This is a genomic window from Cyanobium sp. LEGE 06113, assembly GCF_015207615.1.
On the sequence record NZ_JADEWM010000004.1, the window covers coordinates 94,581 to 119,062 of the forward strand.

20 protein-coding genes and 2 pseudogenes are annotated in these 24,482 nt (G+C 68.8%); 7 read left to right on the plus strand and 15 right to left on the minus strand.

The features are described 5' to 3' along the window. Positions 1–5: 5 nt before the first annotated feature. The 7 genes from IQ220_RS08335 to IQ220_RS08365 all read right to left on the minus strand — a co-directional run bounded on the left by IQ220_RS08335 (position 6) and on the right by IQ220_RS08365 (position 9,395). Positions 6–1,373: an IS30 family transposase gene (locus IQ220_RS08335; RefSeq protein WP_193914557.1), complete on the minus strand. Its 1,368-nt coding sequence runs from the start codon at positions 1,371–1,373 to the stop codon at positions 6–8. 36 nt (positions 1,374–1,409) lie between these two features. After that, positions 1,410–1,940 carry an isochorismatase family protein gene (locus IQ220_RS08340; protein WP_193914328.1) on the minus strand — a complete coding sequence of 177 codons (531 nt, stop codon included), beginning with the start codon at positions 1,938–1,940 and terminating at the stop codon, positions 1,410–1,412. A gap of 367 nt (positions 1,941–2,307) precedes the next feature. Beyond that, on the minus strand, positions 2,308–5,187 hold the full coding sequence (locus tag IQ220_RS08345) for a CAAX protease (protein ID WP_193914330.1): 2,880 nt from the start codon (positions 5,185–5,187) through the stop codon (positions 2,308–2,310). Further along, positions 5,184–5,825 carry a hypothetical protein gene (locus tag IQ220_RS08350; protein ID WP_193914332.1) on the minus strand — a complete coding sequence of 214 codons (642 nt, stop codon included), beginning with the start codon at positions 5,823–5,825 and terminating at the stop codon, positions 5,184–5,186. The genes IQ220_RS08345 and IQ220_RS08350 overlap by 4 nt, the downstream gene beginning before the upstream one ends. A 1-nt stretch (position 5,826) precedes the next feature. Continuing rightward, entirely contained in the window at positions 5,827–6,009 is a 183-nt protein-coding gene (locus tag IQ220_RS08355) for a hypothetical protein (RefSeq protein WP_193815041.1), read from the minus strand. A gap of 28 nt (positions 6,010–6,037) precedes the next feature. After that, complete coding sequence (locus tag IQ220_RS08360) at positions 6,038–6,913, minus strand: alpha/beta hydrolase (RefSeq protein WP_193914334.1); 876 nt, start codon at positions 6,911–6,913, stop codon at positions 6,038–6,040. A 16-nt stretch (positions 6,914–6,929) separates the two neighbouring features. Next, positions 6,930–9,395 (minus strand): plasma-membrane proton-efflux P-type ATPase, encoded by a 2,466-nt coding sequence (locus IQ220_RS08365; RefSeq protein WP_193914336.1) that lies wholly within the window; start codon positions 9,393–9,395, stop codon positions 6,930–6,932. An 867-nt stretch (positions 9,396–10,262) separates the two neighbouring features. Between IQ220_RS08365 and IQ220_RS08370 the strand changes: the two genes are divergently transcribed. After that, positions 10,263–10,589: a hypothetical protein gene (locus IQ220_RS08370; protein WP_193914338.1), complete on the plus strand. Its 327-nt coding sequence runs from the start codon at positions 10,263–10,265 to the stop codon at positions 10,587–10,589. Positions 10,590–10,621: 32 nt separating this feature from the next. Here IQ220_RS08370 and IQ220_RS08375 read toward each other — a convergent pair whose 3' ends face one another. From IQ220_RS08375 to IQ220_RS08385, 3 genes are all read right to left on the minus strand, one after another. After that, complete coding sequence (locus tag IQ220_RS08375; RefSeq protein ID WP_370566388.1) at positions 10,622–10,828, minus strand: hypothetical protein; 207 nt, start codon at positions 10,826–10,828, stop codon at positions 10,622–10,624. Between the two features lie 102 nt (positions 10,829–10,930). Beyond that, complete coding sequence (locus IQ220_RS08380) at positions 10,931–11,101, minus strand: hypothetical protein (protein ID WP_193914339.1); 171 nt, start codon at positions 11,099–11,101, stop codon at positions 10,931–10,933. A gap of 295 nt (positions 11,102–11,396) precedes the next feature. Continuing rightward, the gene (locus IQ220_RS08385; RefSeq protein ID WP_370566389.1) at positions 11,397–11,852 is read right to left on the minus strand and encodes a hypothetical protein; all 456 of its coding nucleotides are present in this window, start codon (positions 11,850–11,852) and stop codon (positions 11,397–11,399) included. Between the two features lie 182 nt (positions 11,853–12,034). On the opposite strand from IQ220_RS08385, the gene IQ220_RS08390 reads away from it, so the two are divergent. The 4 genes and pseudogenes from IQ220_RS08390 to IQ220_RS08405 all read left to right on the plus strand — a co-directional run bounded on the left by IQ220_RS08390 (position 12,035) and on the right by IQ220_RS08405 (position 17,087). Next, positions 12,035–13,027, plus strand: a complete 993-nt coding sequence (locus IQ220_RS08390) for a DnaJ C-terminal domain-containing protein (RefSeq protein ID WP_193914341.1) — start codon at positions 12,035–12,037, stop codon at positions 13,025–13,027. 73 nt (positions 13,028–13,100) lie between these two features. Further along, on the plus strand, positions 13,101–14,102 hold the full coding sequence (hemB, locus tag IQ220_RS08395; RefSeq protein ID WP_193914343.1) for a porphobilinogen synthase: 1,002 nt from the start codon (positions 13,101–13,103) through the stop codon (positions 14,100–14,102). Between the two features lie 84 nt (positions 14,103–14,186). Next, positions 14,187–14,669 (plus strand): VOC family protein, encoded by a 483-nt coding sequence (locus tag IQ220_RS08400; RefSeq protein ID WP_186698645.1) that lies wholly within the window; start codon positions 14,187–14,189, stop codon positions 14,667–14,669. A gap of 20 nt (positions 14,670–14,689) precedes the next feature. Continuing rightward, a pseudogene (locus IQ220_RS08405) lies at positions 14,690–17,087 on the plus strand (endonuclease MutS2). 13 nt (positions 17,088–17,100) lie between these two features. Here IQ220_RS08405 and IQ220_RS08410 read toward each other — a convergent pair. After that, on the minus strand, positions 17,101–18,315 hold the full coding sequence (locus tag IQ220_RS08410) for an ABC transporter ATP-binding protein (protein WP_193914345.1): 1,215 nt from the start codon (positions 18,313–18,315) through the stop codon (positions 17,101–17,103). Between the two features lie 48 nt (positions 18,316–18,363). Here IQ220_RS08410 and obgE point away from each other — a divergent pair, with 48 nt between their 5' ends. Continuing rightward, entirely contained in the window at positions 18,364–19,491 is a 1,128-nt protein-coding gene (gene obgE, locus IQ220_RS08415) for a GTPase ObgE (protein ID WP_193914347.1), read from the plus strand. 5 nt (positions 19,492–19,496) lie between these two features. Here the strand turns inward: obgE and IQ220_RS08420 are convergent, their stop codons facing one another. From IQ220_RS08420 to IQ220_RS08435, 4 genes and pseudogenes are all read right to left on the minus strand, one after another. Further along, complete coding sequence (locus tag IQ220_RS08420; RefSeq protein ID WP_186700128.1) at positions 19,497–19,715, minus strand: Calvin cycle protein CP12; 219 nt, start codon at positions 19,713–19,715, stop codon at positions 19,497–19,499. Positions 19,716–19,831: 116 nt separating this feature from the next. After that, positions 19,832–21,826, minus strand: a complete 1,995-nt coding sequence (locus IQ220_RS08425) for an ABC-F family ATP-binding cassette domain-containing protein (RefSeq protein ID WP_193914349.1) — start codon at positions 21,824–21,826, stop codon at positions 19,832–19,834. Position 21,827: 1 nt separating this feature from the next. Continuing rightward, positions 21,828–22,496 (minus strand): DUF2301 domain-containing membrane protein, encoded by a 669-nt coding sequence (locus tag IQ220_RS08430; RefSeq protein WP_193914351.1) that lies wholly within the window; start codon positions 22,494–22,496, stop codon positions 21,828–21,830. After that, positions 22,493–23,466 (minus strand): annotated as a pseudogene (locus IQ220_RS08435) (glutathione S-transferase C-terminal domain-containing protein). Before IQ220_RS08435 ends, IQ220_RS08430 begins: the two are co-directional and overlap by 4 nt. 64 nt (positions 23,467–23,530) lie before the next feature. Between IQ220_RS08435 and IQ220_RS08440 the strand changes: the two are divergent. Further along, the gene (locus IQ220_RS08440; protein ID WP_370566390.1) at positions 23,531–24,481 is read left to right on the plus strand and encodes an aspartoacylase; all 951 of its coding nucleotides are present in this window, start codon (positions 23,531–23,533) and stop codon (positions 24,479–24,481) included. Position 24,482 lies beyond the last annotated feature (1 nt).

The following is a 24,482-nucleotide window of genomic DNA, read 5'->3' on the forward strand; positions in this document are numbered from 1 at the left end:
ACCGATCAATGCAACACCTGTTGCATGGTTGAGAGTAGGTGATCATCAAGAGCTTCTGCTGGCGTTCTCCAATCCAATGTTTTCCGCGGACGGCTGTTGAGTGCCAGAGCAACGGCCTCAAGGTCTTCTTTAGAGTGCCTGCACAGGTCAGTGCCCTTGGGAAAGTACTGGCGTAGCAATCCATTCGTGTTTTCATTCGTCCCTCGCTGCCAAGGGCTTTGAGGATCACAGAAATAGACTTGTAGACCAGTGTCAATGCTCAGTTGGGCATGTTGAGACATCTCCGAGCCCTGATCCCAGGTGAGTGACCGACGTAGATGGTCTGGAAGGGTCGCAATGGTGACAGTGATGGCATCCCTCACAGCTTCTGCTCCATGGCCTGTCAGTGCTGGGCCATTCTTGGCTCGACTCCCCTTCTCATGACCAGGAAGTCGAGGAAGATGCAGCAGCATCGTGTATCGCGTCGAGCGCTCCACCAGTGTTCCGATTGCAGAGCTGCCAAGTCCCAGAATGAGGTCTCCCTCCCAATGGCCAGGAATGGCCCTGTCAGCGGCTTCCACAGGGCGCGCTGTGATCATGACTTCAGCCGACAAGAAGTGCTTGCCACTCGCCTGCCGGCGTGCTCGCGGTACCCTCAGCGCCCGTCCTGTTCGCAAGCAGGCCACCAGTTCACGCTTGAGTGCCCCGCGCCCCTGGATGTACAGCGCTTGGTAGATGGCCTCGTGAGAGATCCGCATCGACCCATCATGAGGAAAATCGACCTTCAGTCGATTGGCGATCTGTTCAGGACTCCAGGCAGACGCCCAGCGACGGTCCTGACGTCGTCCATGGCGACGACCAATCCATCGGGTTTGTGGACCTACGACGGCAGAGCCGTTCGGGTGGGCGATATGACCAGCAAGACGCTCCTGGACATAGTCCCTCAGTCGATCATTGCTCGCCAATTTCGAGGTTTTTGGGCGTGTGGCACGGCGCTCAGCGTGCCACTGAGCGGTTGAGCCGCGATATGACAGGTCGCTTGTCCGCGTTGAGGCATTCCGGCGGAGTTCTCGGCTGATTGTGGATGGAGCTCGGCCCAGTGCCCTGCCAATAGCCCGTACACCCAATTTCTGAGCGTGGAGAATGGCGATCTCCTCCCTCTCTTCCAAGGACAAAAAGCGACCCGATAGCTGAGAGAGATCGAGTGGTGGCATGCCGCCGGCGTTTCGGAACCATCGTGTGCCGATGGGATGTGGTACTCCGGCCCTATCTGCGGCACCACTGCTTGACAAGCCTTCAGCGATGGCAAGCCAGAACAGAACGCGTTGCTGACGCTGCGCAACGGGAGGCCTACCGGGCGAACGCATCAAGCCGCGTTGAGCCCGCAGCTCCATCTGTCTTTGGTGTTTGCTGGTCATCGCTGGTCAGCCCTAGAAAAAAGGGGTGTTGCGACAATCCCTTGAATCCGGGGAGATAGCATCAATCACTGTGGCGCGCACACAACCACTGGTCGTACAACCCGTGACAAGCAACGTGTCTATCCCTTGCGCAGTCAACGTTGGGGCTAAGGGCGTGCCAAAAAACGCCGACGCATACTGCTTGATGATGACCAGATCGTCAGCCTGGCGCTGCAGGCGAGGGTCAATCTCAACGTACATGCTTCCGCGTGTCATGTAACGCAGCGTTGGTATCTTTTTAACCCAGAGCCCGCCATCAGCTTGATGAATCGGCTCAAATCCTATGCCGGTAAAGATAATGGGGATCGCGTGCGGTCGGGCTGCGGCAATGAGGCGATTGATGATGATGACCTCTTGATCAAGGTTTCCAGCCAATGGCGACTGCTCAGGGTCCGTAAAACCAATCTGCATATCTACGATGACCAATGCCGGCGCCCGGCCAAAGCCCACGCGATGTGTTAAACCCGCCCGCTGATACACTTCCTGCTTATTCTCTTGTCTCATAAGCTTTCTTCAGTGTGTATGGCAATGTATCCGTATAACGATTAGCTGAGCCGCACCGCCGTTCTTGACGAACGTCGTTCGGCTAGCAGGCGGTGTCGGCTCGAGCTTGCTGTTGCTTAGCCGTGCAGATATCCTAGGCACCGAGAAAACCGTAAAAACACGGTCGAAGCAACGCTCAATGGATGGGTCCGTTATCCACCTGCAGGTGAGCCCTCTTGCCAGCATAAGCTCCTCGCCATGTTCTGCCCGCAAAGTCGATTCCTTGCCAAAGCAGGCTTTTGAGGCAGAAGCTTTAAAGCCCTGGCAGCTTATGCGGACCCGTTAACGCAATGTTCCTTTGGCTACCGATGGCTGGTGGACTGGCCGGTCAGCAACACAGGCTGAACGGCGCCACCGGCGCAATGCGAGGGTTATGCCCGCCCACCTGGTTCGCCCGCTGTACCAGGGCCGTGGCCCCCTGATTGAGGAACACCTTCAGCACCGACTCGCAGGCCAGGCGTGGCAGCAGCGAACGCCAGCTGCCGAGGCCCTGGAGCAGATCGTGCAGGGGCTGGTCGTCGAGGCTGCTGCCGAGCTGAAACGACCCCCGCTGCCAGTCGCCGCGCAGGGGCGGCACCGGCAGCAGCCGGCCCCGCAGGATGCGCTCCAGCTTCAGCAAGGCGTCCAGGCGTGCGGCCTGTTCGGGATGGCGCTGCTCCCACTCCTGCAGGCGCTTCGGCTCAGCGCCGCGGATGTCGCGGTCCAGATCGCGGATGGCGGCGAACAGGGCCAGGTTGGAATCCTGGGCGCAGTTGTGGGCCGGCCCCACGAAGCTGCCGCCGCTGCCGTCGCCGATGCGGTAGCGGGCCATCATTGCCGTGAGCTGGCGGCCGAAGGCCTCCAGTGGAGAGCGCTGTCGCTCGGCGCCCGCTGGCCCGAGGCTGTAGCTGCCGGTGAAGGGCGGAAAGCGCACCAGAATGTCGGCCACGGGCCGGTAGCCGAGCCAGCCCCACTGGCGCTCGCCGAGATAGCGCCAGCGGTCCTGGGCGCCGGCCACGACGCCATCGGGGTTGTGGGCATACACCTGGCGGTAGTCCACCGCCACGGAGAGCTCGCCGCCGGCCAGGGGATTGCGCAGCACCCTGCCGAAGCCGTAGGCGAAGTGGCCCGTGCAGAGGCCGCCGCGCAGGGCCTGCTCCCGTTGCTCGCCGCCGATACCGCCGAACACGTGCAGCACCAGCAGCCGGTCGCCTTCCTGCCACTCGGCTAGCAGGGCGTCCCCATCGGCCGCTTCAGCCCGGCGCCCCGCCAGCAGCACCGAGCTGGCGGCGCCGGCGGTGGTGTCGCCCCAGGCCTGGTGGCGCAGGTAGCGCCAGGCGGCGCGGCGCTGGGGGATCAGCCGCTGGGGGGCCAGCCGCCGCAGCCGCCGCGGCAGCAGCGCCTGCACCACGAAGGCGCCACTGCCGTCCGGCACTCCGCTCACCTCCCAGCCCTCCTGGTTGAGGTCTGCCTCCGCCAGCCCATCGGCGCTGGCGGGCAGGATGCCCTCCGCATTGGCCACCGGCTGGGGAAGCCTCAGCCGCAGGGGCGGCCCCGTGAAGGCGCCGCAGGCCGGATCAAACACCAGCGCCTCCCAGGCATCGCCCTCCAGGGGCCTCACGAACCGCACCAGGGCCCGGGCCAGGCCGGCGGTCTGCAGCGGTTCGGTGCTCACCTCCAGCTGCAGCGGCTCGCCCTCCGCCGCTGGCGTCCTGTCGTGCAGCACGGCCACCGGTTCGGGCAGCCGCACCAGCATGTCGTCGTGGGGATGGGCCCCGGCCAGCGACTCCAGCGGCGTCACCTGGGCCCAGCCATCCAGCCGCAGCGGGTGCAGGTTGCCGGAGCGGGCGCTGTCGCGGGCCTCATCGCTGAAGCACACGTCCATGGTTACCTGGGCCATGGCTGGATCCCGCCAGCGCAGGGCGGCGATACGGCCGCGGCAGTGGCCCCAGCCCGGCGGCGTCTGCAGCACCTCGAAGCCCACGGAGCCATCGCGCCTGGCCGCCTCCGGCAGGATCAGCCGGCCGATCCAGTGGGGCCGCCTCTGTAGACGCGGATCCGGCAGGGGGGCCAGGTCGCGGCGGGCATCAGGCCGGTGCCAGGGGTTGGTGATGAAGCGGCTGTAGTTGCCGCCGGCCGCCGCCAGGGCCGAAGGGCCGCCGTCCGGGGTGGCGAGGATGGCGCTCACCAGGTCCAAAGTCTGTTGCATGGGCGTGCGTCCATCGGGGAGGGTGAGCCGGGTTTCCATCACCCCGCCCGGCAGCTCATGGCCCACCGGCCCCAGCGGCACCAGGCTCACCCGGCCGCGTTGCAACGCCCGGTTCCAGGGGGATAACAGATAGATCGGCCAGCGACGCGGAAACAGGATCGAGCCCAGGGGTGCCACCCGGTCGCGCTCGCCCACCAGATGGAAGAGGTGCTCCGCCTGCAGCACCCGGTTGTTGCCCGCGAACACGCCGGCCAGGGAGATCACCTGCACCGGCGCGGCGAGCATCTGGCGCACATGGGGCAGGGCGCCGAGGGAGATCTGGCCGCCGCCGCTGAAGCCCAGCAGCGTCACCGGCGTGCCGCTGCCCGGGGCATAGCCGTTGACCAGCAGGGAGCCCACGATCAGCTCCGCCATGCCGGCGTTGTAGAGCGGGCCATAGCGGCCATCGGCCGACACCGCCACCACGGTGAGGTTGCGCAGGTTCACCAGCAGCCCCAGCCAGGCCAGGGGACGGCGCACCCGCCAGGCGTCGACCCAGCGCCAGAACCCGGCCAGCCAGCGCCCCTCGGTGAGCGGCTGGTTGGTGATCGAGTAGGGCATGATCCCGCGCAGGATGGCGATGTCACCCGGCAGGGCGGCCGCTAGCCGGCGCAGGAAGTCTTCCCCCTCCGGCAGGGCCTGCTGGGAGGCCTGGCCGATGCCGTCGAGATACACCACCCAGCGCCGCATGCTGCGGCCCTCGGCCACGGGCACCGCCAGCTGCCCCAGGCTGGAGGGGCCCTCCTCGGCGTCGCCGAACCAGCCGGCCCACCAGCCCAGGGCCTGCAGCGGTGCCAGCAGAGCGGCCACCAGAAACAGCACCAGGCCGATGCCCACCAGGTCCACCACCACCCCGAAGCTGCGCACCAGGGTGTGGCGGGCCAGGGCCAGCAGCAGGCCTGCGCCCGGCAGCAGCACCGCCAGGGCCAGCAGCAGGCCGCCCAGCAGCCAGCGGCGATGGCGACGCACCCACAGCCTCATCGCCGCTGCCGGGCGCGGGGGTCGGCATCCAGCAACATGCTCAGGGCGCGGCGGTCCTGCACCAGCTGCACCCCGGCGGTGCGATTCAGCAGGCCGCGTCCCAGACGCATCAGCGGCTGACCGGCGCGGCGCTGCAGCAGCAGCATCACCAGCCAGCCGCCCAGCAGGGCAATGAAGGCCTGCCAGGCCCCCAGGCCGGCCACCTCCACCATCGCCACCACGAAGGCGACCGCCGTCCACAGGGAGAGCAGCGTGAGCCAGGGCACGCCGAGATAGGGCAGGGCGCCGAGGAAGGCCAGCAGCTCCGGCGCATGGGCCACCCCCAGCGCCAGCACCACCGTGGTGGGGCTGATCGCCACGCCGAAGCCCAGGCGCGCCACCAGCCAGGTGCTCAGGGCCCAGAACAGAAAGCCCACCACCACCAGCACCGCCTCCACCACCAGGCTGAGGCCGAAACGCAGCGGCGACACCCGATTCACAAACAGGATGAAGCCGTGGCCGATCGCCTGAGACAACCCGGCCAGCAGGGCGATCAGCACCCCCCACCAGGCCGACAGCTCGCCGGCGCCGAGTAGCTGGAAGGCGTCGGGCTGGAGGCGCAGGGTGCGCCCCACCAGCTCAGTGAAGGTGTCGATCACCTCACGGATCCAGCTCAGAGGACACTCCCATCTCCAGGGACAGCAGCTGGCCGGCCTCATCGGCGGCAGGGGCGTCCGCGTTCTGGGTGGGATAGAGCTTGACCGCCGCGACCACCAGCAGCACCAGGGAGATGACGATGGTGAGCACGCCGAGGATGACCTGCCGCAGGTTGATCTCGGACATCATTCCAGGCCTGAACGGCGGCGCAGGGTCACCTTGGGAGGCTAGGTGCGGGCTGCGCCGTCAGCGCTGTGCGGAAGGCCTCGGCAGTCGGGATCGGGGTGTTGTGGTCGAGCTCGTTCACCACCAGCAGCTCCGCCACGTCGGGCCGGAAGGCGCGGTGCAGGGCCCGGGCCCGGGCCAGCGGCACCACCGCATCGAACTGGGCCGCCACGATCGTGGTGGGGGCCTCCACCAGGGGGGCTTCGGCCGCCGCCTCCCAGCGGTCGCGCAGCAGCAGGTCCACCGGCAGCCAGGGCATGGCACCGCGCGCCACCGCCAGCAGGCTGTCGAAGGGCACCAGCAGCACCAGCCGCTGCACCGGCTGGGTGGCGGCCAGGTGCACGGCGGGTCCGGTGCCCAGGCTCCGGCCCACCACGGTCACGGCGCTGTGGCGCCGGGCCACCTCGGCGTAGAGAGCCTGGGCATCTGCGCGCAGGGCCGCTTCGCTGGGGCTGCCCTCACTGCCGCCGTAGCCGCGGTAGTGGAGCAGGTAGAGGGCGGTGTCCGGCAGCAGGGCGGCCAGCTCGGCGCGGGTGAGCGACACATCCTCAGCGTTGCCGCCGAAGTAGATCAGCGCCCGGGGGCCGGCGTGGGGCCGATGGGCCACCAGCACTCGCTTGCCTTGCACCGGCAGCTCCAGCTGTCCGGTGGGGTCGGCGGCGGGCCGGGGCAGGTAGATGAAGGAGCGCTGGGCCACGGCCATCAGCAGGCAGATCCCGCCGTAGCCCAGCGCCAGCCAGCCGGCCCAGCCCAGCCAGCGCAGCAGAGGAGTGGCCAGGGGAACCTCCGACAGGTGTGACCAGCTTGGCGACTCACCGCCCCCCATGCTCCGCTCAATGGTGTGCTTGCGGATCAGCAGGGCCAACGGATCGGGCAGGGGTTCAGGGGCTGGGGCTCAGGCCCCGCCAGCGCCTGAGATAGCCGGCCCCATGCATCACGAAGTGACTGGGATCGATCAGCCTGTAGAGCCCCAGCTTCACCGCGTCGAACACCAGGAACCACACAAAGGCATAGCCCCAGCTGGCGGCGATCCAGGCCCAGTCGATCGGGGCCATCAGCCAGCCGAACCGGGCCAGCAGGGTGGACACCGCCACCGAGGCCCCCGTGGCCCAGAGCATCCGGGCGCTCGGCTTGATCGACCAGAACGGCCCCTGGACGCGGGTGGCGTAGATGGTCATCATTCCGCCCACCGCCAGGTGCAGATACACCAGGGTGTGCACGGTGCTGAGCGGAAGCCCCAGCTGCTGGGCGGTGAACAGATAGAGCAGGAAGGTTTCCACCACACCCACCAGCCCGATTGCCGAGGCCACCAGGATCAGATAGGGCATGTTCCAACGTTGCGGCAAGGCTGGGGTGAGCGTGTTGTCGTAGGCGATCGTCACCATCGATCCGTCATTGATCACGGCCAGCAGGATCAGCATCACCACGGTCACGGGATAGTCGTTCAGCCAGAGAATGGCTGCCGTGGTGAAGATCAGGATGCGCACCGTCTCCACCACCCGGTAGAGGCAGTAGCTGTTCATGCGCAGGAAGATCTTGCGGCTCAGCTGGATCGCATCCACGATCACCGACAACCCCGGTGTCGTCAGCACGATGCTGGCCGCGGCCCGGGCCGCATCGGTGGCTCCAGACACCGCGATCCCCGCATCGGCCTGCTTGAGCGCCGGAGCGTCGTTGACGCCGTCTCCGGTCATGGCCACCACGAAGCCGCTCTTCTGCAACGACTCCACGATGTGGAACTTGTCTTCGGGGTAGACCTGCGCGAAGCCATCGGCCGCCGTGATCTGCTGCCCCAGCTGCCCCAGCTGGGTGGCCGGGGTGTGGCGGAACAGGGAGGCATCGAGCACGTTGTCGCGCAGACCCAGCTGGCGGCAGGTTTCGCGGGCGATCAGCACCTGGTCGCCGGTGACCATCTTCAGCGGCACCCCCAGCTGCTCGGCCGCGGCGATGGTGTGGGCTGAATCCGGCCTGGGCGGATCGAACAGCGAGAGGATGCCCAGCATCTGCCAGGGCCCATCCCCCACTGCCTGCCCCACCCCCAGGGCCCGCAGGCCTTTGCCGGCCAGCTCCTTGATCCGGTCTTCGACGGTCTCCTGGATGGCCTGTGGCTCCTCCACCAGGGCCAGGATCGCCTGGGGCGCTCCCTTGCTGAAGCGCAGCTTCCTCCCCTGGGGATCGGTGACGGCCACCTCGGTGCGCTTGCTCACCGGGTCGAACGGCGTGAAGTGACCCCGCTGGTAGCGCGCCAGATCCTGGTTGGCGCCGAGGGCGTTGAGGATCGTCTGATCGATCGCATCCCCCTCCTGCTGTTCACTGGCCAGGCCCGCCGCCAGCAGGAGCTGGGCTGGGCTGATGCCATCAAGGGTGAAGGGATCGCCGAGGCTGAGCTGGTTGAGGGTGAGGGTGCCGGTCTTGTCGGAGCAGAGCATGTCGACGCTGGCGAGTTCGTCAATGGCGCCCAGCTGGGTCACCAGGGCCCCCTTGCGTGCCATGGCCTGGGCGCCGATCGCCATGGTCACCGCCAGCACGGTGGGGGTGGCCAGCGGAATCGAGGCCACCGTGAGCACCAGGCAGTACTTGAGCACCCGCAGCCAGTCGTCCCCGAGCTGGATCCGCACCACCAGAATCGTGCCCACCAGCACGAGATTCACCACGATCAGGTAGTCGGAAAGTTTCAGCACCGCCGCCTGCAGGTGATCGGTGCTGGTGGCCTCCGACACCAACGTGGCCGTCTTGCCGAAGAAGGTGTTGGCTCCTGTGGCGGCCACGATCCCCTCGGCGCGGCCACGCTTGAGGATCGAGCCGGAATAGATGAGCTCGCCGCTGCGATGCTCCACCGCCAGGGATTCCCCCGTGAGGGCGGATTGGTCCACCTCGATCGGATCCTCTGTGAGCAGCACCATGTCGGCGGGGATCACATCGCCGAGGGCAATGCGGAGGCGATCGCCGGGCACCACCTGGCTGGCGGGGATGGAGGTCCAGCAGCCGTCGCGCTTCGCCAGAGACTCCAGCGCCAGCTGGGCCTTGAGGGCGGCCACGGCATCGCCGGCGGAGGTTTCCTCCAGGTAGGCGATCGCCGTGTTGCCCAGCAGCAGGGCCGAGATGATCAGGAAATCCACCCAGTCGCCCACCAGGGCGCAGAGCAGGATCGCCACCTCGATCATCCAGGGCATCGGTCCCCACAGGTAGGAGAGCAGAATCTGCAGCCGGCTGCTGCTGCGCTCCTGGAGGGCATTCGGCCCGAAGCTCTGCAGGCGCTCGCCGGCCTCGCGGCTGCTCAGGCCCTGGCCATCGCTGTGAAGCCGCTCGAACAGGGCCGGCAAGGCCGGCGCAACCGGATCAGACATAGGCCCCTGGCGATGGGCCCATCCTTCACCATTGGATCGGTCTTTGGGGTTACGTTCAGGCCAGAGGGGCTCTCCCGAGGGGGTTTTGTGAGGGGCCGCCGCTGCCAGATGTGATGAAGGATGCATCGCCAGCTCAGAAACAGCTGGTACAGGAGTATTTCCCTGGGGGATGGGGTTCTCCGGGCTGAGAGGGCCGGCTGGCCAAGATCATTGAGCACAAAATGAAAACTACTCCGGACTCCTGGGTGCAAAGTGCTAGATCTCGGACATTATTCGGGTCGTTCGCATGGCTGATCTTTTCAGTCTTTCTTTGCCAACGGGAGAGATCGTGCCATCTCCAATGATGGCTGGACGTTGGCTGCTAACCGTACCGTGAATGCGAGATGCGGCAACGATCTCGCCCGCGGCACAGCTTTCACGGGGGACGACATTTCTAATTCTGGACATATTCTGACCAGCTAGGGAAAAGATAGAATTGAGGGCGCTTCTCCTGATAATGAAAGAACCGACAGCGATAGAGGTAGGGTGATCAGTCTGGGTGCCGGCAATGATCGTGTCGTCGGCAGGGCTCAGCCTTCAGGTATTCGCTGTGATGACGGATCTGGAATTCTGATGGGTTCTGGAAGTGGAATGGTGAATGATCTTTCAGTTAATAGCCGTAGTATTTTCGTTGAGTTTGGATCTTTGATCTAAGCTAGATCTGGTAATAATCGTGTCATTGGGCGCGCTACTAGTGCGTTATTGGGTATTTCCCATGGCATTGATAATGACGTGGACTCACACATCTAAACGGGCAACGGCAACGACAAAATTGCGGGCCAGAATACCGGTCCCGGAAGTGAGAATCATGGCAACTTCAACAATGGCTTGATTGACAGTGGCAAGGGCAAAGATCGGGTGAATGGCCTCAGGGGTGGCTCCGGTGGCTCGGGCTCCACCCTCATGGGCAAGGGCAAGGACACCTTGACGGGATTCGGCACCGGCAACTTTGATGGCGGTGGCGGCAAAAAAGACAAGATTGAGCTCGGCACGGGCACCTACAGCATCGACCGGGCCGCCGGAACGATCATCCTCGGTGGCGACACTATGAACATCCGGCGTTTCGAGCGCATCAGCGGCACCCGTGGCCGCTCCTTCGCGCTGCGCACCGGCACTCTCGATGTGAACGGGGCCGGGGTGGCCAGCTGCTTCTGAGATTTCCTCGCCGCAGAGCCAGCAGGGTCAGATCACCTTGTGGTGCCGTACCTGGAGTTCAGAGCCCACTTGGAGTTTTTGTTGTGGAGATCCAGGCCGCGCACCGAGGCCACCTCGCCCTGGAGGCCCTGGGCGGCCATCTGTTCCACAAGTTGCTTGATCAGCTCGATTTCCACCTTGCTCTGGTCGAAGCCGCTGGGGGTGAGATCAGCCAGGAATCGGCCAATGCGAGAAGCCACGACGTCGGAAGGATTGCTCACCTTGATGATGATCATCAGGCCCATGATGCAGGAACCTGATCGTAATCGGCCAGAGCTGCGAGGGGATCCCAGGTTGGCAGTTCAGCGCAGACCAACTGCTCTCAGCATGGCGCCATGGCACAGCGCACCATGGGAGCAGTAGGGCACCAGGCGGCCGTTGATGCGGGCGCCGCTGACGGCTGGTGCCGCTGCCGCTGCAGGGGCGCTGGCGGCGGTGGCCGGTGCGGGTGGGGGCTCAGGTGGGGGCACCATGTCACCGGAGGCTGATCCATTCAGCGCATTGAAGGCCGCTCTGTTCCGCTGCACCCGATTGAGAGTGGCTTGGGCGCCTGGCACAGGCACGGTGTTGAGGCTGCCCTGGATCGCGGCCGCTCCGGCGCTGCCCGCCAGGCCCTGGGATTGGGCTGCCGTGGGTGAGCACAGCGCTGCCAGCAGCACTAGTCGCGGCCAGGCTTGTGGGGAACAGAGGGCCATTCAGGTGGGAAGAACGAAGGGCAAGCAGGACATGGCAGGTCGCCCTGGGCCTTGGCTCCCATCCTGAACCAGATCAGGGCTGGGAGGCGCGGCTGGCACTGCCGTAGTCGCTCCAGGCCTTGAGCTCGTCGAGGCTCTGCACCCCCTCCAGCCGAGGTTTGCCCTCCAGATCCCAGGTGGGGAAGGCGCGCACCTCTGCGGCCTGGCAGCGCTGGCGACCCTCGTCGCTCTTGTCGCACTCCACATAGGGGAGGCTGTTGCCAGCCTCCTTGCCGAACAGGTTTTTCTGCTGGAAGCAGGCCGGACACCACCAGGCCCCATAGAAGATGGCTCCTTGGGCCGCCAGATGGGCGCTCAGCGAGCGCTGCTCCGCCGTGGACTTGTTCAGAGCTTCGCCCACATGGGGGGAAGTGGACCCTGAGTTCGCCACCGCGCTGCCTCGGGCATCGGCGCAGGCTGTCAGCACCCCCGCCAGCAAGCCCAGGGCCAGGCTGCCGAGCAGGGCCGAATGACGAGGAGGAGCGCTCACCTGAGGTGCAATGAATCAGGCAGCAAGCTAGACGGGCTGCCCTGCTGCTGGCTCGGCCCCGTTCGGGCTTCCGCCCCGTGCGCCGGCGCCGGATCGCCGCTGCGGCTGAGAGACTGAACGCACTGGTGGGCCGGATCCCGTCCATCTCCTCCGCCTTCCAGCCTGCCTTCGAGCCCCAGTTGATGACCGCCAACGGCTACCGCGACTACTTCAAGGTGCTGGGTGTGGAGCGGGGCGCCGATGCCGACGCGATCAAGCGTTCCTTCCGCAAGCTGGCCCGCCAGTACCACCCGGATGTGAATCCCGGCGACAAGAGCGCCGAGGCGCGCTTCAAGGAGATCAGCGAGGCCTACGAGGTGCTCTCTGACCCAGACAAGCGCCGTCGCTACGAGCAGTTCGGCCAGTACTGGAGCCAGGCCGGCGCTGGCGGCGGCATGGGCGGCATGGATGTGGACTTCGGCCGCTACGGCAACTTCGACGATTTCATCAACGACCTGCTCGGCCGCTTCGGGGCCAGCGGCGGGGCTGCCGGCGCGCCGGGGGGCTTTGGTTTCGGCAGTGGTTTCCCAGCCGGTTTCGGGGGCAGCGGCTTCGGTTCCGGTGGCTTCGCCGGCCCCGGCGGCCGCGCTGCGGCGGTGAACCTCGATGCCGAGGCCAATCTCTCGCTGGGCTTGTCTGATGCCTTCCGGGGCTGTGAGCGCACCCTGGCGGTGAACGATGAGCGGGTGCAGGTGCGCATCCCGGCCGGCGTCCGCCAGGGCAGCCGCCTGCGGCTCAAGGGCAAGGGCAACCTGCAGCCCGGCACCGGCCGTCGCGGCGACCTCTACCTCAACCTCCAGATCCAGAGTCACCCGGTGTGGAAGCTCGATGGCGACCAGTTGCGCTCCGAACTGCCCCTCAGCCTCGATGAACTGGCCCTCGGCGGTGAGGTGCGGGTGGCCACCCCCGATGGCGAGGCCTCCGTGCAGGTGCCGCCGGGCATGACCCTGGGCCGCAGCCTGCGGCTGAAGGGCAAGGGCTGGCCCCTCAAGGACGGCCGCGGCGACCTGCTGCTCACCCCCGTGCTGCGCCTGCCCGAGACCCTCAGCGAGGAGGAGCGGCAGCTGCTGCAGCAGCTGCGCAGCGCCCGCAGTGCCGACCCCCGGGCCGGCTGGATGGAGGCGGCCAGGCTCTGAGGGCGCTCAGCGGATTCTGCGCTGGAGCGGCGACCTGCCCCTCCCTAGGATCCGCCTCAGCACATCTGGTTCCATGGAGCTCAGCTACCGCCCCCGCCGACTGCGCCGCACGCCGGCCCTGCGGGCGATGGTGCGGGAGCACCAGCTCAGCGCTGCTGACTTCATCTACCCGCTGTTCGTGCATGAGGGAGCCACGAACGAGCCGATCGGCGCCATGCCCGGCTGCCAGCGCTGGAGCCTGGAGGGGCTGGTGGAGGAGGTGGGCCGCGCCTGGCAGCTGGGCATCCGCTGCGTGGTGCTCTTCCCCAAGGTGGCCGATGGCCTCAAGAGTGAAGACGGCGCCGAGTGCTTCAACGAGCACGGCCTGATTCCCCGCGCCATCCGCCGTCTCAAGGAGGTGCACCCGGAGATGGCGATCATGACCGACGTGGCCCTCGATCCCTACTCCTGCGACGGCCATGACGGCATCGTCAGCCCCGAGGGCGTGGTGCTCAACGACGACACCGTGGAGATCCTCTGCCGCCAGGCCGTGGCCCAGGCCCGCGCCGGTGCCGATCTGATCGGCCCCAGCGACATGATGGACGGCCGTGTCGGCGCCATCCGCGAGGCCCTCGATGAGGAGGGCTTCGAGCATGTGGGCATCATCAGCTACACGGCCAAGTACGCCTCCGCCTACTACGGCCCCTTCCGCGAAGCCCTCGATTCCGCCCCCCGGGCGGCCCCGGGCAAGCCGATCCCCAAGGACAAGAGCACCTATCAGATGGATCCGGCCAATGGCCGCGAGGCGATCCTGGAGGCCCAGCTCGATGAGGGTGAGGGGGCCGACATCCTGATGGTGAAGCCTGGGCTGGCCTATCTCGACATCATCCACCGGCTGCGCGCCGAGAGTGAGCAGCCGATCGCCGCCTACAACGTGAGCGGCGAATACGCCATGGTGAAGGCTGCCGCCGAGCGGGGCTGGATCGACGAGCGGGCCGTGGTGCTCGAAACCCTGCTCTGCTTCAAGCGGGCCGGAGCCGATCTGATCCTCACTTACCACGCCTGCGACGCCGCGGCCTGGCTGCGGCAGGCCTGAGGCCGCCACGGCGGGCCATCCGCTCTCGAGAGAATGGCGTCCACGTTCTCCGTTCCCACTCCGCATCCCACGGATCGTGTTGCTATGGCCGGCTCCCATCGAGCGCCCCTGCCCTCCGAGCGTTCCCCGGCGGCTGCCCCCAGGGATCCAGGCGGCGCTGCCGCTTCCCACCGCCTCGGCCATGTGGCCCTCAGGGTGCAGGACATGGAGCGGGCCACGGCCTTCTACGTGGGCCTCGGCCTGCGGCTCACCTGGCAGGCCGAGGATTGGGCCTACCTGCAATGGCCCGGCAGCGGCGAGGGCATCGCCCTGCTCAGCCCCACCTACACGGCTGCCGGTCCCCACATGGCGCTCCACTTCCGCGATCGCGCTGAGGTGGACGCCGTGCATGGCGCCCTCAGCGCTGCCGGCCACGCCTGCGGTCCGGTGCATGACCACCGCGACGGCACGGCCAGCTTCTACCTGCGCGATCCCGAGGGCAACTGGCTCGAGATGCTCTACGAACCCCCCGGCGGCATCCCCAGCAATGTGGCCGGCCAGGCGCCCATTCCGCCCCCTCTGCCGTGAACGGCAGAGGGCCTGAGCTGCTGAGAGGCATTGAGCAGGAGGCGCTTGAGCTGCTGGAGTGGCCGCGGCTGGCCGAGCAGCTGGCGGGGTTCGCCAGCACCGTGGCCGGTCGCAACCACTGCCTGGAGTTGCCCCTGGCGGCCAGCCTGCCGGAAAGCCGCGCCCTGCTGGCCGAAACCACGGAGCTGCTGGGCCTCGACGGCCTGCTGGAGGGGGGCCTCAGCTTCGAGGGCGTGGCTGACATCGCCTCCCTGGTGCTGCTCTGCGCCAAGGGCGGCTGCGCGGCGGGCGAGCCGTTGTTGCAGCTGGCGGCCACCCTGGCGGCGGCCCGTCGCCTGCGCCGCCAGCTCGCGACCCCCAGCTGCGCCCGGTGTGCGCGGCGCTGGTGGCCGAGCTGCGCACCCTGCCGGAGCTGGAGCAGCGGCTGCGGTTCTGCCTCGATGAGGGTGGCCGGGTGGCCGATCGCGCCAGCCCCGAGCTGGCGGGGCTGCGCCGCCAGCTGCAGGGGGTGCGCAGCGATCGCCGTGATCGCCTCGCCGAGCTGCTGCGTCGCTACGCGCCCCTGCTGCAGGACACGGTGGCGGCCGAGCGGGCCGGCCGGCCCGTGCTGGCCGTGAAGGCCGGGGCCGCGGCCCGGGTGCCGGGGCTGGTGCACGACAGCTCCGCCTCCGGCAGCACGGTGTTTGTGGAACCCCAGGCGGTGATTGGTCTGGGCAACCGGCTCAGGGAGCTGGAGGGGCAGGAGCGGGAGCTGGAGCAGGCCGTGCTCAGGGAGCTCAGTGGCCTGGTGGGCCAGGAGGCCGAGGCGCTGGCACAGCTGCAGCAGGTGCTGCGCCGCCTCGATGCCGGCCTGGCCAGGGCCCGCTACGGCGCCTGGCTCGGGGCCGTGCGGCCCGAACTGGAGGCCGACCCCCTGGCGCCCTTCTCCCTGGTAGACCTGCGCCACCCGCTGCTGCTCTGGCAACAGCGGCGCCAGGGAGGCCAGCCGGTGGTGCCCGTGACCCTCGCCGTGGCGCCGGAGCTGCGGGTGGTGGCGATCACCGGCCCCAACACCGGCGGCAAGACCGTGACCCTCAAGAGCCTGGGGCTGGCCGTGCTGATGGCCCGCGCCGGCCTGTTCCTGCCCTGCTCGGGCACGCCGCGGCTGCCTGGTGCGGCCAGGTGCTGGCCGACATCGGCGATGAGCAGTCGCTGCAGCAGAACCTCTCCACCTTCAGCGGCCACATCCGGCGCATCGCCAGGATCCTGGCCGCCCTCAGCAGCCCCGCTCCGGGCGCTTCGCTGGTGTTGCTCGACGAGGTGGGCGCCGGCACCGATCCGGTGGAGGGCTCAGCCCTGGCCGCCGCCCTGCTGCGCCACCTGGCCGAGCGGGCCCGGCTCACCCTGGCCACCACCCACTTCGGTGAGCTCAAGGCGCTCAAGTACGCCGATGCCCGCTTCGAGAACGCCTCGGTGGCCTTCGACGTGGAGACCCTCTCGCCCACCTACCGCCTGCAGTGGGGCATTCCCGGTCGCAGCAATGCCCTCGCCATTGCCCGCCGCCTCGGCCTCAGCGAGGCCGTGCTGGAGGAGGCCCAGAGCCAGCTCGGCTCCCTGGGTGAGGGGGAGGTGAACCAGGTGATCGTGGGCCTGGAGAGCCAGCGCCAGCGGCAGCAGGAGGCGGCTGAGGAGGCGGCCGCCCTGCTGGCCCGCACCGAGCTGCTGCACGAGGAACTGCTGCTGCGCTGGCAGCAGCAGCAGCAGCAGAGCGCCGAGCTGCAGCACCAGCGCCGCCGCGATCTGGAGCGCTCGATTCGCCAGGGACAGCAGGAGGTGCGCCGCATCATCGCCGCTGCGCCAGGGGGGGAGGCCAGCCGCCCGCTCGGCGAGACGGCCCGCCAGGCCGGCCAGCGGCTGCGGCAGCTGGAGCTGGAGCACCGGCCGGAGCCTGAGCGCCGCAACCATGGCGGCTGGATGCCGGGGGTGGGAGAGCGGGTGCGGGTGCTTTCGCTGGGCAAGGCCGGCGAGGTGCTGGCCCTGAGCGAGGCTGGCCGGGAGCTCAGCGTGCGCTGTGGCGTGATGCGCCTCAACGTGCCCCTGGAGGGCATCGAAGGCCTGAATGGCGAGAAGCCCTCGCCACCGCCGCCCCCCGAGGTGCAGGTGCGGGCCCGCTCGGGCCTCGGCGGCCGGGGCGCCGACGTGCGCACCGAGCGCAACACCGTGGACGTGCGCGGGCTGCGGGTGCATGAGGCGGAAGCCGCCGTGGAGGAGCAGCTGCGCCGGGCCAACGGGCCGGTGTGGGTGATCCACGGCATCGGCACCGGCAAACTCAAGCGCGGCCTGCGCGAGTGGCTGCGGGGCGTGGCCTACGTGGAGCGGGTGGACGATGCGGCCCAGGGCGACGGCGGCCCCGGCTGCAGCGTGATCCATCTGCGCTAGAGAGCCGCCGGCGCTAGAGATCCGGCAGGCTCAGGGCCGGCTGGCTCTCCGGCGCCAGGGCGTTGCCGGCGGCGTCGAACAGGCGCCAGCCCGCCGGCTCTGGATCGAGATGGATGGTGTGCCCCGCGGCCAGGCGCTCCTCCGGCGCCACCCGCACCTGCACCAGATGGTCGCCGGCCTCCAGCCGGCAGCTCAGCAGTTGCTCATTGCCCAGGGCCTCCACGTGCTGCACCTCCGCCGCCAGGTTGCGGTTCGTGGCCGGGGCCAGCCGCAGGTGCTCCGGCCGCAGCCCGGCGGTGAGCTCCTGGCCAGCCTTAGCAGCAAGCACCTCGGCCATGGGCCCCTCCACCGGCAGCTTGCGGCCCCCCAGCTGCAGCTGCCCCGCCGCCACGGCGGCGACCGGCAGCAGATTCATCGGCGGGCTGCCGATGAACTGGGCCACGAACAGGTTGGCGGGCCACTGGTAGAGCTCCAGCGGCGTGCCCAGCTGCTGCAGCCTGCCGCCATTGAGCACGGCGATGCGGTGGCCCATCGTCATCGCCTCCACCTGGTCGTGGGTCACGTAGAGGGTGGTGGTGCCCAGGGAGCGCTGCAGCTCCACAATCTGGGCGCGGGTGCCAGCGCGCAACTTGGCATCGAGGTTGCTGAGCGGTTCATCCATCAGGAACACGGCCGGCTGGCGCGCGATCGCCCGGCCCAGGGCCACCCGTTGCTTCTGCCCCCCGGAGAGTTCCTTGGGCAGGCGCTGCAGCAGCGAATCGAGTTCGAGGCTGCCGGCCACCTGGCGCACCCGGGCGGCGATCCGTTCCTCCCGGGGCGAGCGGACGCGCAGGGGGCGGGGCAGATGCTGGCTGGCCAGGTGCAGCCTGTCCTGCAGCTGCTGGATGGCGGTGCGGGGCCGGCTGCGCCGCAGCCCGAAGCTCAGGTTGCCGGCCACCGTCAGATGGGGATAGAGGGCATAGCTCTGGAACACCATGGCCACATCGCGCTGGGCCGGCCGCAGCCCCGTCACGTCGCGCTCCCCCACTGAGATAATGCCGGAAGTGGGCTGCTCCAGCCCGGCCAGCAGGCGCAGCAGGGTGCTCTTGCCGCAGCCGGAAGGGCCCACCAGCACCAGGAATTCGCCGTCGTGCACATGCAGTTCCAGCTGCCGCAGCACCTCCACCGGCGCTCCGCCCCGGCGGGGTGGATAGATCTTGCCGACGCCGTGGAACCGAACCTCCGCCAAACCTGCTCCCACGTGGCCCGCTTTCAGCTGGAATCCTAGGTTTGGGCCATGCAGTTCATCGATCAGGCCCGAATCGCCGTCAAGGCCGGCCGCGGTGGCGATGGCATCGTGGCTTTCCGACGGGAAAAATACGTTCCAGCCGGCGGCCCCTCCGGTGGCGATGGCGGCCGCGGCGGCGATGTGCTGCTGCAGGCCGACGCCAACCTCCAGACCCTGCTGGACTTCCGCTATCGGCGCCTGTTCCAGGCCATCGATGGCCGCCGCGGCGGGCCCAACCGCCGCAGCGGTGCCGGCGGCGATGTGCTGCGCATCAAGGTGCCCTGTGGCACCGAGGTGCGCGACTCCCGCACCGGCATCCTGTTCGGCGATCTGACGGCCCCGGGCGATGAGCTGCTGGTGGCCCTGGGCGGCCGCGGTGGCCTGGGCAATGCCCACTACCTCAGCAACCGCAACCGGGCGCCGGAGAAGTTCACCGAGGGCAAGGAGGGCGAGGAGTGGCTGCTGCAGCTCGAACTCAAGCTGCTGGCCGAGGTGGGGATCATCGGCCTGCCCAATGCCGGCAAGAGCACCCTGATCTCGGTGCTCTCAGCCGCCCGGCCGAAGGTCGCCGACTACCCCTTCACCACCCTGGTGCCCAACCTGGGGGTGGTGCGTCGCCCCAGTGGCGATGGCACCGTGTTTGCTGACATCCCGGGCCTGATCGCCGGGGCTGCCCAGGGCGCCGGGCTCGGCCACGACTTCCTGCGGCACATCGAGCGCACGCGGCTGCTGGTGCATCTGGTCGACGCCGCCTCAGCTTCGGTGCTCGAGGACCTCAAGGTGGTGGAAAGCGAGCTCAAGGCCTATGGCCACGGGCTCAGCGAGCGGCCTCGGCTGGTGGCGCTCAACAAGATTGAGCTGCTGGATCCGGAGATCCTGGCAGGCCTGAAGGAGGAGGTCTGCGAGCACTGCCGCCCAGATGGCACCACCTTCAAGGCTGGAATTCAGGAAGTACTCGCCATCTCCGGCGCCACATCCCAAAACCTGGACCAGCTGCTGGCTGTGGTGTGGCGAGAACTCGACGCCGCCGCTGCGGTCCGTAGGGATGAAGAGGCAGCCGCTACGGCTCTGGAGGCAGTGAAGCGGCCAGAAGCTCTGGCCCTGGCGGCTCCACCTTCAGCACGGTCTGAGTCCTGAGGGGCTCAGTCGTCGTAGACCCGGCACTCGGGGGCTTCGGGGTTCAGCTCGCAGTACACCTCGAGCGGTGAGGGATCGTGGCTGTCTTCGGGGTGGTGGGCCTTGTACTCCTGGAGCCCCTTGAGCTCATCCTCCAGATGGCGGGCCTTGCCGAGGTTGCCGGCAGCTTTCGCCGCTTCCATCTCGGTCTCGTCCTTCTGGATGTGCTCGTCGATGTTGTTCATGCAGTTGCCGGCCGGGTCGGTCCGAAGCGCATTGACGCCCACCTTACGGGCCATGCAAGCCCGGATGCCTGCTGACCGTGGCTCTGTGGTGGGCCGCTGATGGAGTCCTGGCGCCGTCAGCCGGCCAGCTCGCTGAGCTCGAGCCAGCGCTCCTCGGCCCTGGCGATGCGGCCGCTCAGCTCCGAGAGCTCCTGGGTCAGGGCCTCCAGGGCGGCGTAGTCGCTGCTCGCTTCGGCCATCCGCCGCTGCAGCACCCGGCAGTGCTCCTCCCACACGGGGAGATCGTGATCGATCTGGCTCAGCTCGCGGCTTTCCCGGAAGCTGCGCCGTCGCTTCTGCTCTGGGATGGCGCTGGTTGTGGTCTCGAGGGCCTTGGGCTCGGGCGCAGCGGTGCGGGGGCCGTCCTGTGCTGGTGGGCCGACCAGCGAGGCCTCCGGCTTCGTCCGCGAGCTGTCCCGGGCTCTGCTGCGCCGTTGCTGCTGCTGCTCCAGGTAGGCGCTGTAGTTGCCCTCGAAGCGCTCCAGCACGCCGTCGTGGAAGGCGAACAGCCGGTCCACGCTGCGATCGAGGAAGTACCGGTCGTGGGACACCACCACCACGCAGCCGCGGAAGTCCTCGAGGAAGTCTTCCAGCACCGTGAGGGTCTGGACGTCCAGATCGTTGGTGGGCTCATCCAGCAGCAGCACATTCGGGGCCTCGATCAGCAGCCGGCAGAGGTGCAGCCGCCGCCGCTCGCCGCCCGAGAGCCTGCTCACCGGCTGATGCTGCTGGGCCGGGGGGAACAGGAAGCGCTCCAGCAGCTGGGAGGCGCTGATCCGGCTGCCCTCCACCTCCACGCTGCTGGCCGCCTCGGTCACCACGTCGATCACCTTGCGCTCGCGGCCGGCCGCATCGCGCTCCTCCCCCAGCACGTCGCTGTGCTGGTCGAAATAGGCCAGCTTCACGGTGGAGCCCAGCTCCAGGCGGCCCTCCTGCACCGGACGCCGCCCGGCGATCAGGTCCAGCAGGGTGGATTTGCCCGAGCCGTTGGGGCCGATGATCCCCACCCGGTCTTCGGGGCTGAAGTCGTAGCTGAACTCCCGCAGCAGCGGGGGCTCGCCCCGCTGGCGGCAGGCCTCGTTGGCCCAGATGCTCAGGGCCTCCGCCTCGATCGCCCGCTTGCCCAGCCGGCGCTGGTTGCTGGCCAGGCTCAGCTGGCCGCGGCTCTGGCGGCGTGGCGCCTCCTGCATCGCCTCGATCCGCTGGATGCGGGCTTTCTGCTTGGTGCTGCGGGCCTGGGGACCGCGCCGCAGCCACTCCAGCTCCCGCCGCAGCACCCCCTTGAACTTGGCCTCGCTGGATGCGGCTGAGGCCTCGTCCTCGGCCTTGCGGGCCAGGTAGGTGGCGTAGTTGCCGCCGTAGCTCCTGGCCTCGCCGCGGTCCACCTCCACGATCCGATCGGCCACCTGGTCGAGCACGTAACGGTCGTGGGTGATCAGCACCAGGGCCCCGGGGAAGCGCCCCAGGTAGCCCTGCAGCCACTGGATGCAGTCGGCATCGAGGTGGTTGGTGGGCTCGTCGAGCAGCAGCACATCGGGTTCGGCCACCAGGGCGGAGGCCAGGGCGAGGCGCTTGCGGAAGCCCCCCGAGAGCTCCCCCACCCGGCGCCCCACGCCGTCGACGCCGAGACGATCCAGCACCTCCCGCACCTGCTGCTCGAGGCCCCAGGCCTGGCTCTGGTCCATGCGGCTGTTCAGCTCGCCCAGCTCCGCCAGCAGGGCCGTGGCGTCGTCGCCCCGGGCGTGGGCCAGAGCATCGCTCACCGCCGTGTAACGGCGCAGCAGGGCCAGTTTTTCGCCACTGCCCTCGAACACCTGGTCGAGCACGGTGCGCTCCGGATCGAGCACCGGGTCCTGGCTCACCAGCACGACGCGGGCCTGGGGCAGGGTGCGGCGCTGCCCGGCGCCGGGGGGCTCCTCGCCGGCCAGCAGCTTCAGCAGGGTGCTCTTGCCGGCGCCGTTGGGTCCGATCAGACCCAGGCGCTCGCGCCCGCCGATGTGCAGGGTGAGCTGCTCGAACAGGGTGCGGATGCCGAAGTCCTTGCGGACGTCCACCAGGCTGATCAGGCTCACGTCAGGCTCCGGCGCCCTGGCGGCGATCCTGCAGCGCGGCGAAGACGCTCTTGTCGCCCACATCCGCCGCGGCGGGCATGGGGAACTTGCGCAGGCAGAGCACCAGCAGCAGCGCCGCCTCGACGGCCAGCAGGCTGCCGCTGGCCGTCGGCGATAGCAGGCCGCTGAGCTGGCCGAGCAGGGCCAGGGGCAACAGCAGGGTCACGCCGATCGCCTCGGGCCGCTGGAAACAGAAGAACTCCTTGAAGCCGATCCCCGCCAGGGCCGCGAAGAAGGGCCCAACGGCCCAGATCCAGCGACCGTCGGCCTGCAGGGCCGCGGCCATCGCCCCAGGGCCGGCCTGGACCCCCAGGGCCAGGAAGCCCAGGCAGCCCAGCAGCCAGAAGGCCCGCAGGGCCTGATGCAGGGGTTTCAGATAGATGTGGATCCAGCGCAAGGCCAGCCCCAGGCCCGCTGCCATCGGCAGCAGCCAGGGCCAGAGCCAGCCATCCCCCAGCCAGCGCCACTGGGCCAGCAGGGCGATCTGACCCAGGGCCACCAGCAGCAGGCTGAGCCGGTAGCCCAGCACCTCGCGGCGGTCCTCGGCCGTGATCGTGAACGGGCCATAGACGCCCTGGAACACCGGCTCCGCTGCGGAAGGCCCGGTGGGATCAATGGCTGAGTCCGTCATGGCGCCCCAGGTGCGGGTGGATCTCCCACCAGTGTGGCCAGGGGCGGGCCGGCCGGGACGATCCCCGAGGGATGCAGCGGAAACAGGGCGCCGAAGTAGTCCTGTCGCCAGGCGTCCGGCCAGCAGGTGTCCGCCACCCCGGGCAGGGCGTGGAAGCGCGAGCGCCAGCGCCACAGCGCCGGCAGCTGGTTCAGGGGCAGCCGGCTCACCCCGAACAGGGGGGCGTACACCAGCTCCAGCCGGATCAGGGTGGGGAACAGCTGCACATCGGCCAGGCTGGGGTTGGGACCGCTCAGCCAGGGGCTGGTGGCCTCGCTCTCACCCAGCTGCCGCTCGGCCTCGGCGAGGGTGCTGAACAGGGCGGCTTCGGCGCGGTCGTAGGCCTCCTGGTTGCGGGCAAAGCCGCAGCGGTAGACGCCGTCGTTCACAGCGTGCTGGAGCCGCTGCCGCCAGGCCTGGCTCAGCTCCTGCTGGGCGGCAGGGTCGAGGTCGCAGTCGCCGGGGGAGGGCCAGCGGTTGAGCAGTTCGATCAGCCGGGCGCTCTCGCCCACCAGCACCTCGCCCCGCCGCGGCGACACCAGCACCGGCACCGTCGCCCGCACCCGGCCGGGGCCCCGCAAAGGCGGTAGAGCTCCTGCAGGCTGTCGCAGCCCAGGAACGGCTGCCGGAAGCGCCAGCGGCCCGCCTCCGGATCGGGCTCCGCCACCTGCAGGCTGATGCTGCCGCCGAGCTGGCGCAGGCTCCACACCAGCCAGGCCCGGTGCGCCCAGGGGCAGCTCCTGCCCACGATCAGCACATGGGCACCGGGTTCAGCGGCGTCCGGCGGCGGCGGGGGTGGGGAGGTGAACACCCCCTCAGGGCGGCGGTAGTTGCCGGCCGCATCGGCGGGCGCCAGGCCCCCCATCAGCTGCCGCCACTGCCACTGCCAGGCGCAGCGGGCGCTGCGCACCAGGATCGGTGCTGGTGCCATCGGCCTGCCCTCACTGCTGCTTCGACTCTGCGCCAGGCTGGGGCCAGACGCCAGGGAGAGGCCCGTGCAGGAGCGTTCAGGTCAGGCCGCCGGCGTGCTGGTGGTGGCGGGCACCCATGGCAATGAGCGCAATGCCCCCTGGCTGCTGGAGCACTGGCAGCAGCGCCCCGAAACCCTCGCCTCCGCAGGACTTCCCCTGCACCTGGTGCTCGGCAACCCCGCTGCCTACGCCTGCAACCGCCGCTATCTGGAGCGCGACCTGAACCGCTGCTTCCGTGAGGCCTTGCTGCAGGACCCCGCCGAGCAGGGCCTCGACGTGCGCCGCGCCCGCGAGCTGATCGCCAGCCATGGTCCCAAGGGCAGCGCGCCCTGTGGGGCGGTGATCGATCTGCACAGCACCACCAGCGCCATGGGCAACTGCCTGGTGGTCTACGGCCGGCGCCCCGCCGATCTGGCCCTGGCCGCCGGCATCCAGGGCCGTCTTGGCCTGCCCATCTACCTGCATGAGGGGGATGCCAGCCAGACGGGCTTTCTGCTGGAGCAGTGGCCCTGTGGGGTGGTGATCGAGGTGGGCCCCGTGCCCCAGGGGGTGCTCCAGGCCCGGATCTGCCGGCAGACCCAGCTGGGCCTGGAGGCGGCCCTGGCGGTGCTGGCGGCCGCCCGGGCCGGCACGCTGCGGCTGCCCCCCGAATTGGTGGTGCACTGCCATCTGGGCAGCCTCGATGTGCCCCGCCGCGCCGATGGGTCGCCCCGGGCCTGCATTCACCCGGCGCTTCAGTCGCGCGACTGGGTGCCGCTGCACGACGGCGATCCCCTCTTCCTCGATGCCGATGGCACGGTGTTGCGCTTTGAGGCCGAGCAGAGCGGCGAGCCGCCGGTGGCGGTGTTCATCAATGAGGCCGCCTATGGCGAGAAGGGCATTGCCCTGAGCCTCACCCGGCGGCAGCTCTGGAGTGTCGAGGAGTCCTGGGGTCAGGCCCTGGCGCAGGTGGCCGCTGGGCTGGGTTTGAGCTGAG

Excerpts from the sequence above, each read along its gene's own strand:
- obgE (WP_193914347.1), top strand. The coding sequence starts at position 18,364 with ATGCAGTTCATCGATCAGGCCCGAATCGCCGTCAAGGCCGGCCGCGGT.
- IQ220_RS08365 (WP_193914336.1), bottom strand. The coding sequence starts at position 9,395 with ATGTCTGATCCGGTTGCGCCGGCCTTGCCGGCCCTGTTCGAGCGGCTT.
- IQ220_RS08345 (WP_193914330.1), bottom strand. The coding sequence starts at position 5,187 with ATGAGGCTGTGGGTGCGTCGCCATCGCCGCTGGCTGCTGGGCGGCCTG.
- hemB (WP_193914343.1), top strand. The coding sequence starts at position 13,101 with ATGGAGCTCAGCTACCGCCCCCGCCGACTGCGCCGCACGCCGGCCCTG.
- IQ220_RS08380 (WP_193914339.1), bottom strand. The coding sequence starts at position 11,101 with ATGGTGCCCCCACCTGAGCCCCCACCCGCACCGGCCACCGCCGCCAGC.
- IQ220_RS08355 (WP_193815041.1), bottom strand. The coding sequence starts at position 6,009 with ATGTCCGAGATCAACCTGCGGCAGGTCATCCTCGGCGTGCTCACCATC.
- IQ220_RS08420 (WP_186700128.1), bottom strand. The coding sequence starts at position 19,715 with ATGAACAACATCGACGAGCACATCCAGAAGGACGAGACCGAGATGGAA.
- IQ220_RS08430 (WP_193914351.1), bottom strand. The coding sequence starts at position 22,496 with ATGACGGACTCAGCCATTGATCCCACCGGGCCTTCCGCAGCGGAGCCG.
- IQ220_RS08400 (WP_186698645.1), top strand. The coding sequence starts at position 14,187 with ATGGCCGGCTCCCATCGAGCGCCCCTGCCCTCCGAGCGTTCCCCGGCG.
- IQ220_RS08340 (WP_193914328.1), bottom strand. The coding sequence starts at position 1,940 with ATGAGACAAGAGAATAAGCAGGAAGTGTATCAGCGGGCGGGTTTAACA.
- IQ220_RS08390 (WP_193914341.1), top strand. The coding sequence starts at position 12,035 with ATGACCGCCAACGGCTACCGCGACTACTTCAAGGTGCTGGGTGTGGAG.
- IQ220_RS08335 (WP_193914557.1), bottom strand. The coding sequence starts at position 1,373 with ATGGAGCTGCGGGCTCAACGCGGCTTGATGCGTTCGCCCGGTAGGCCT.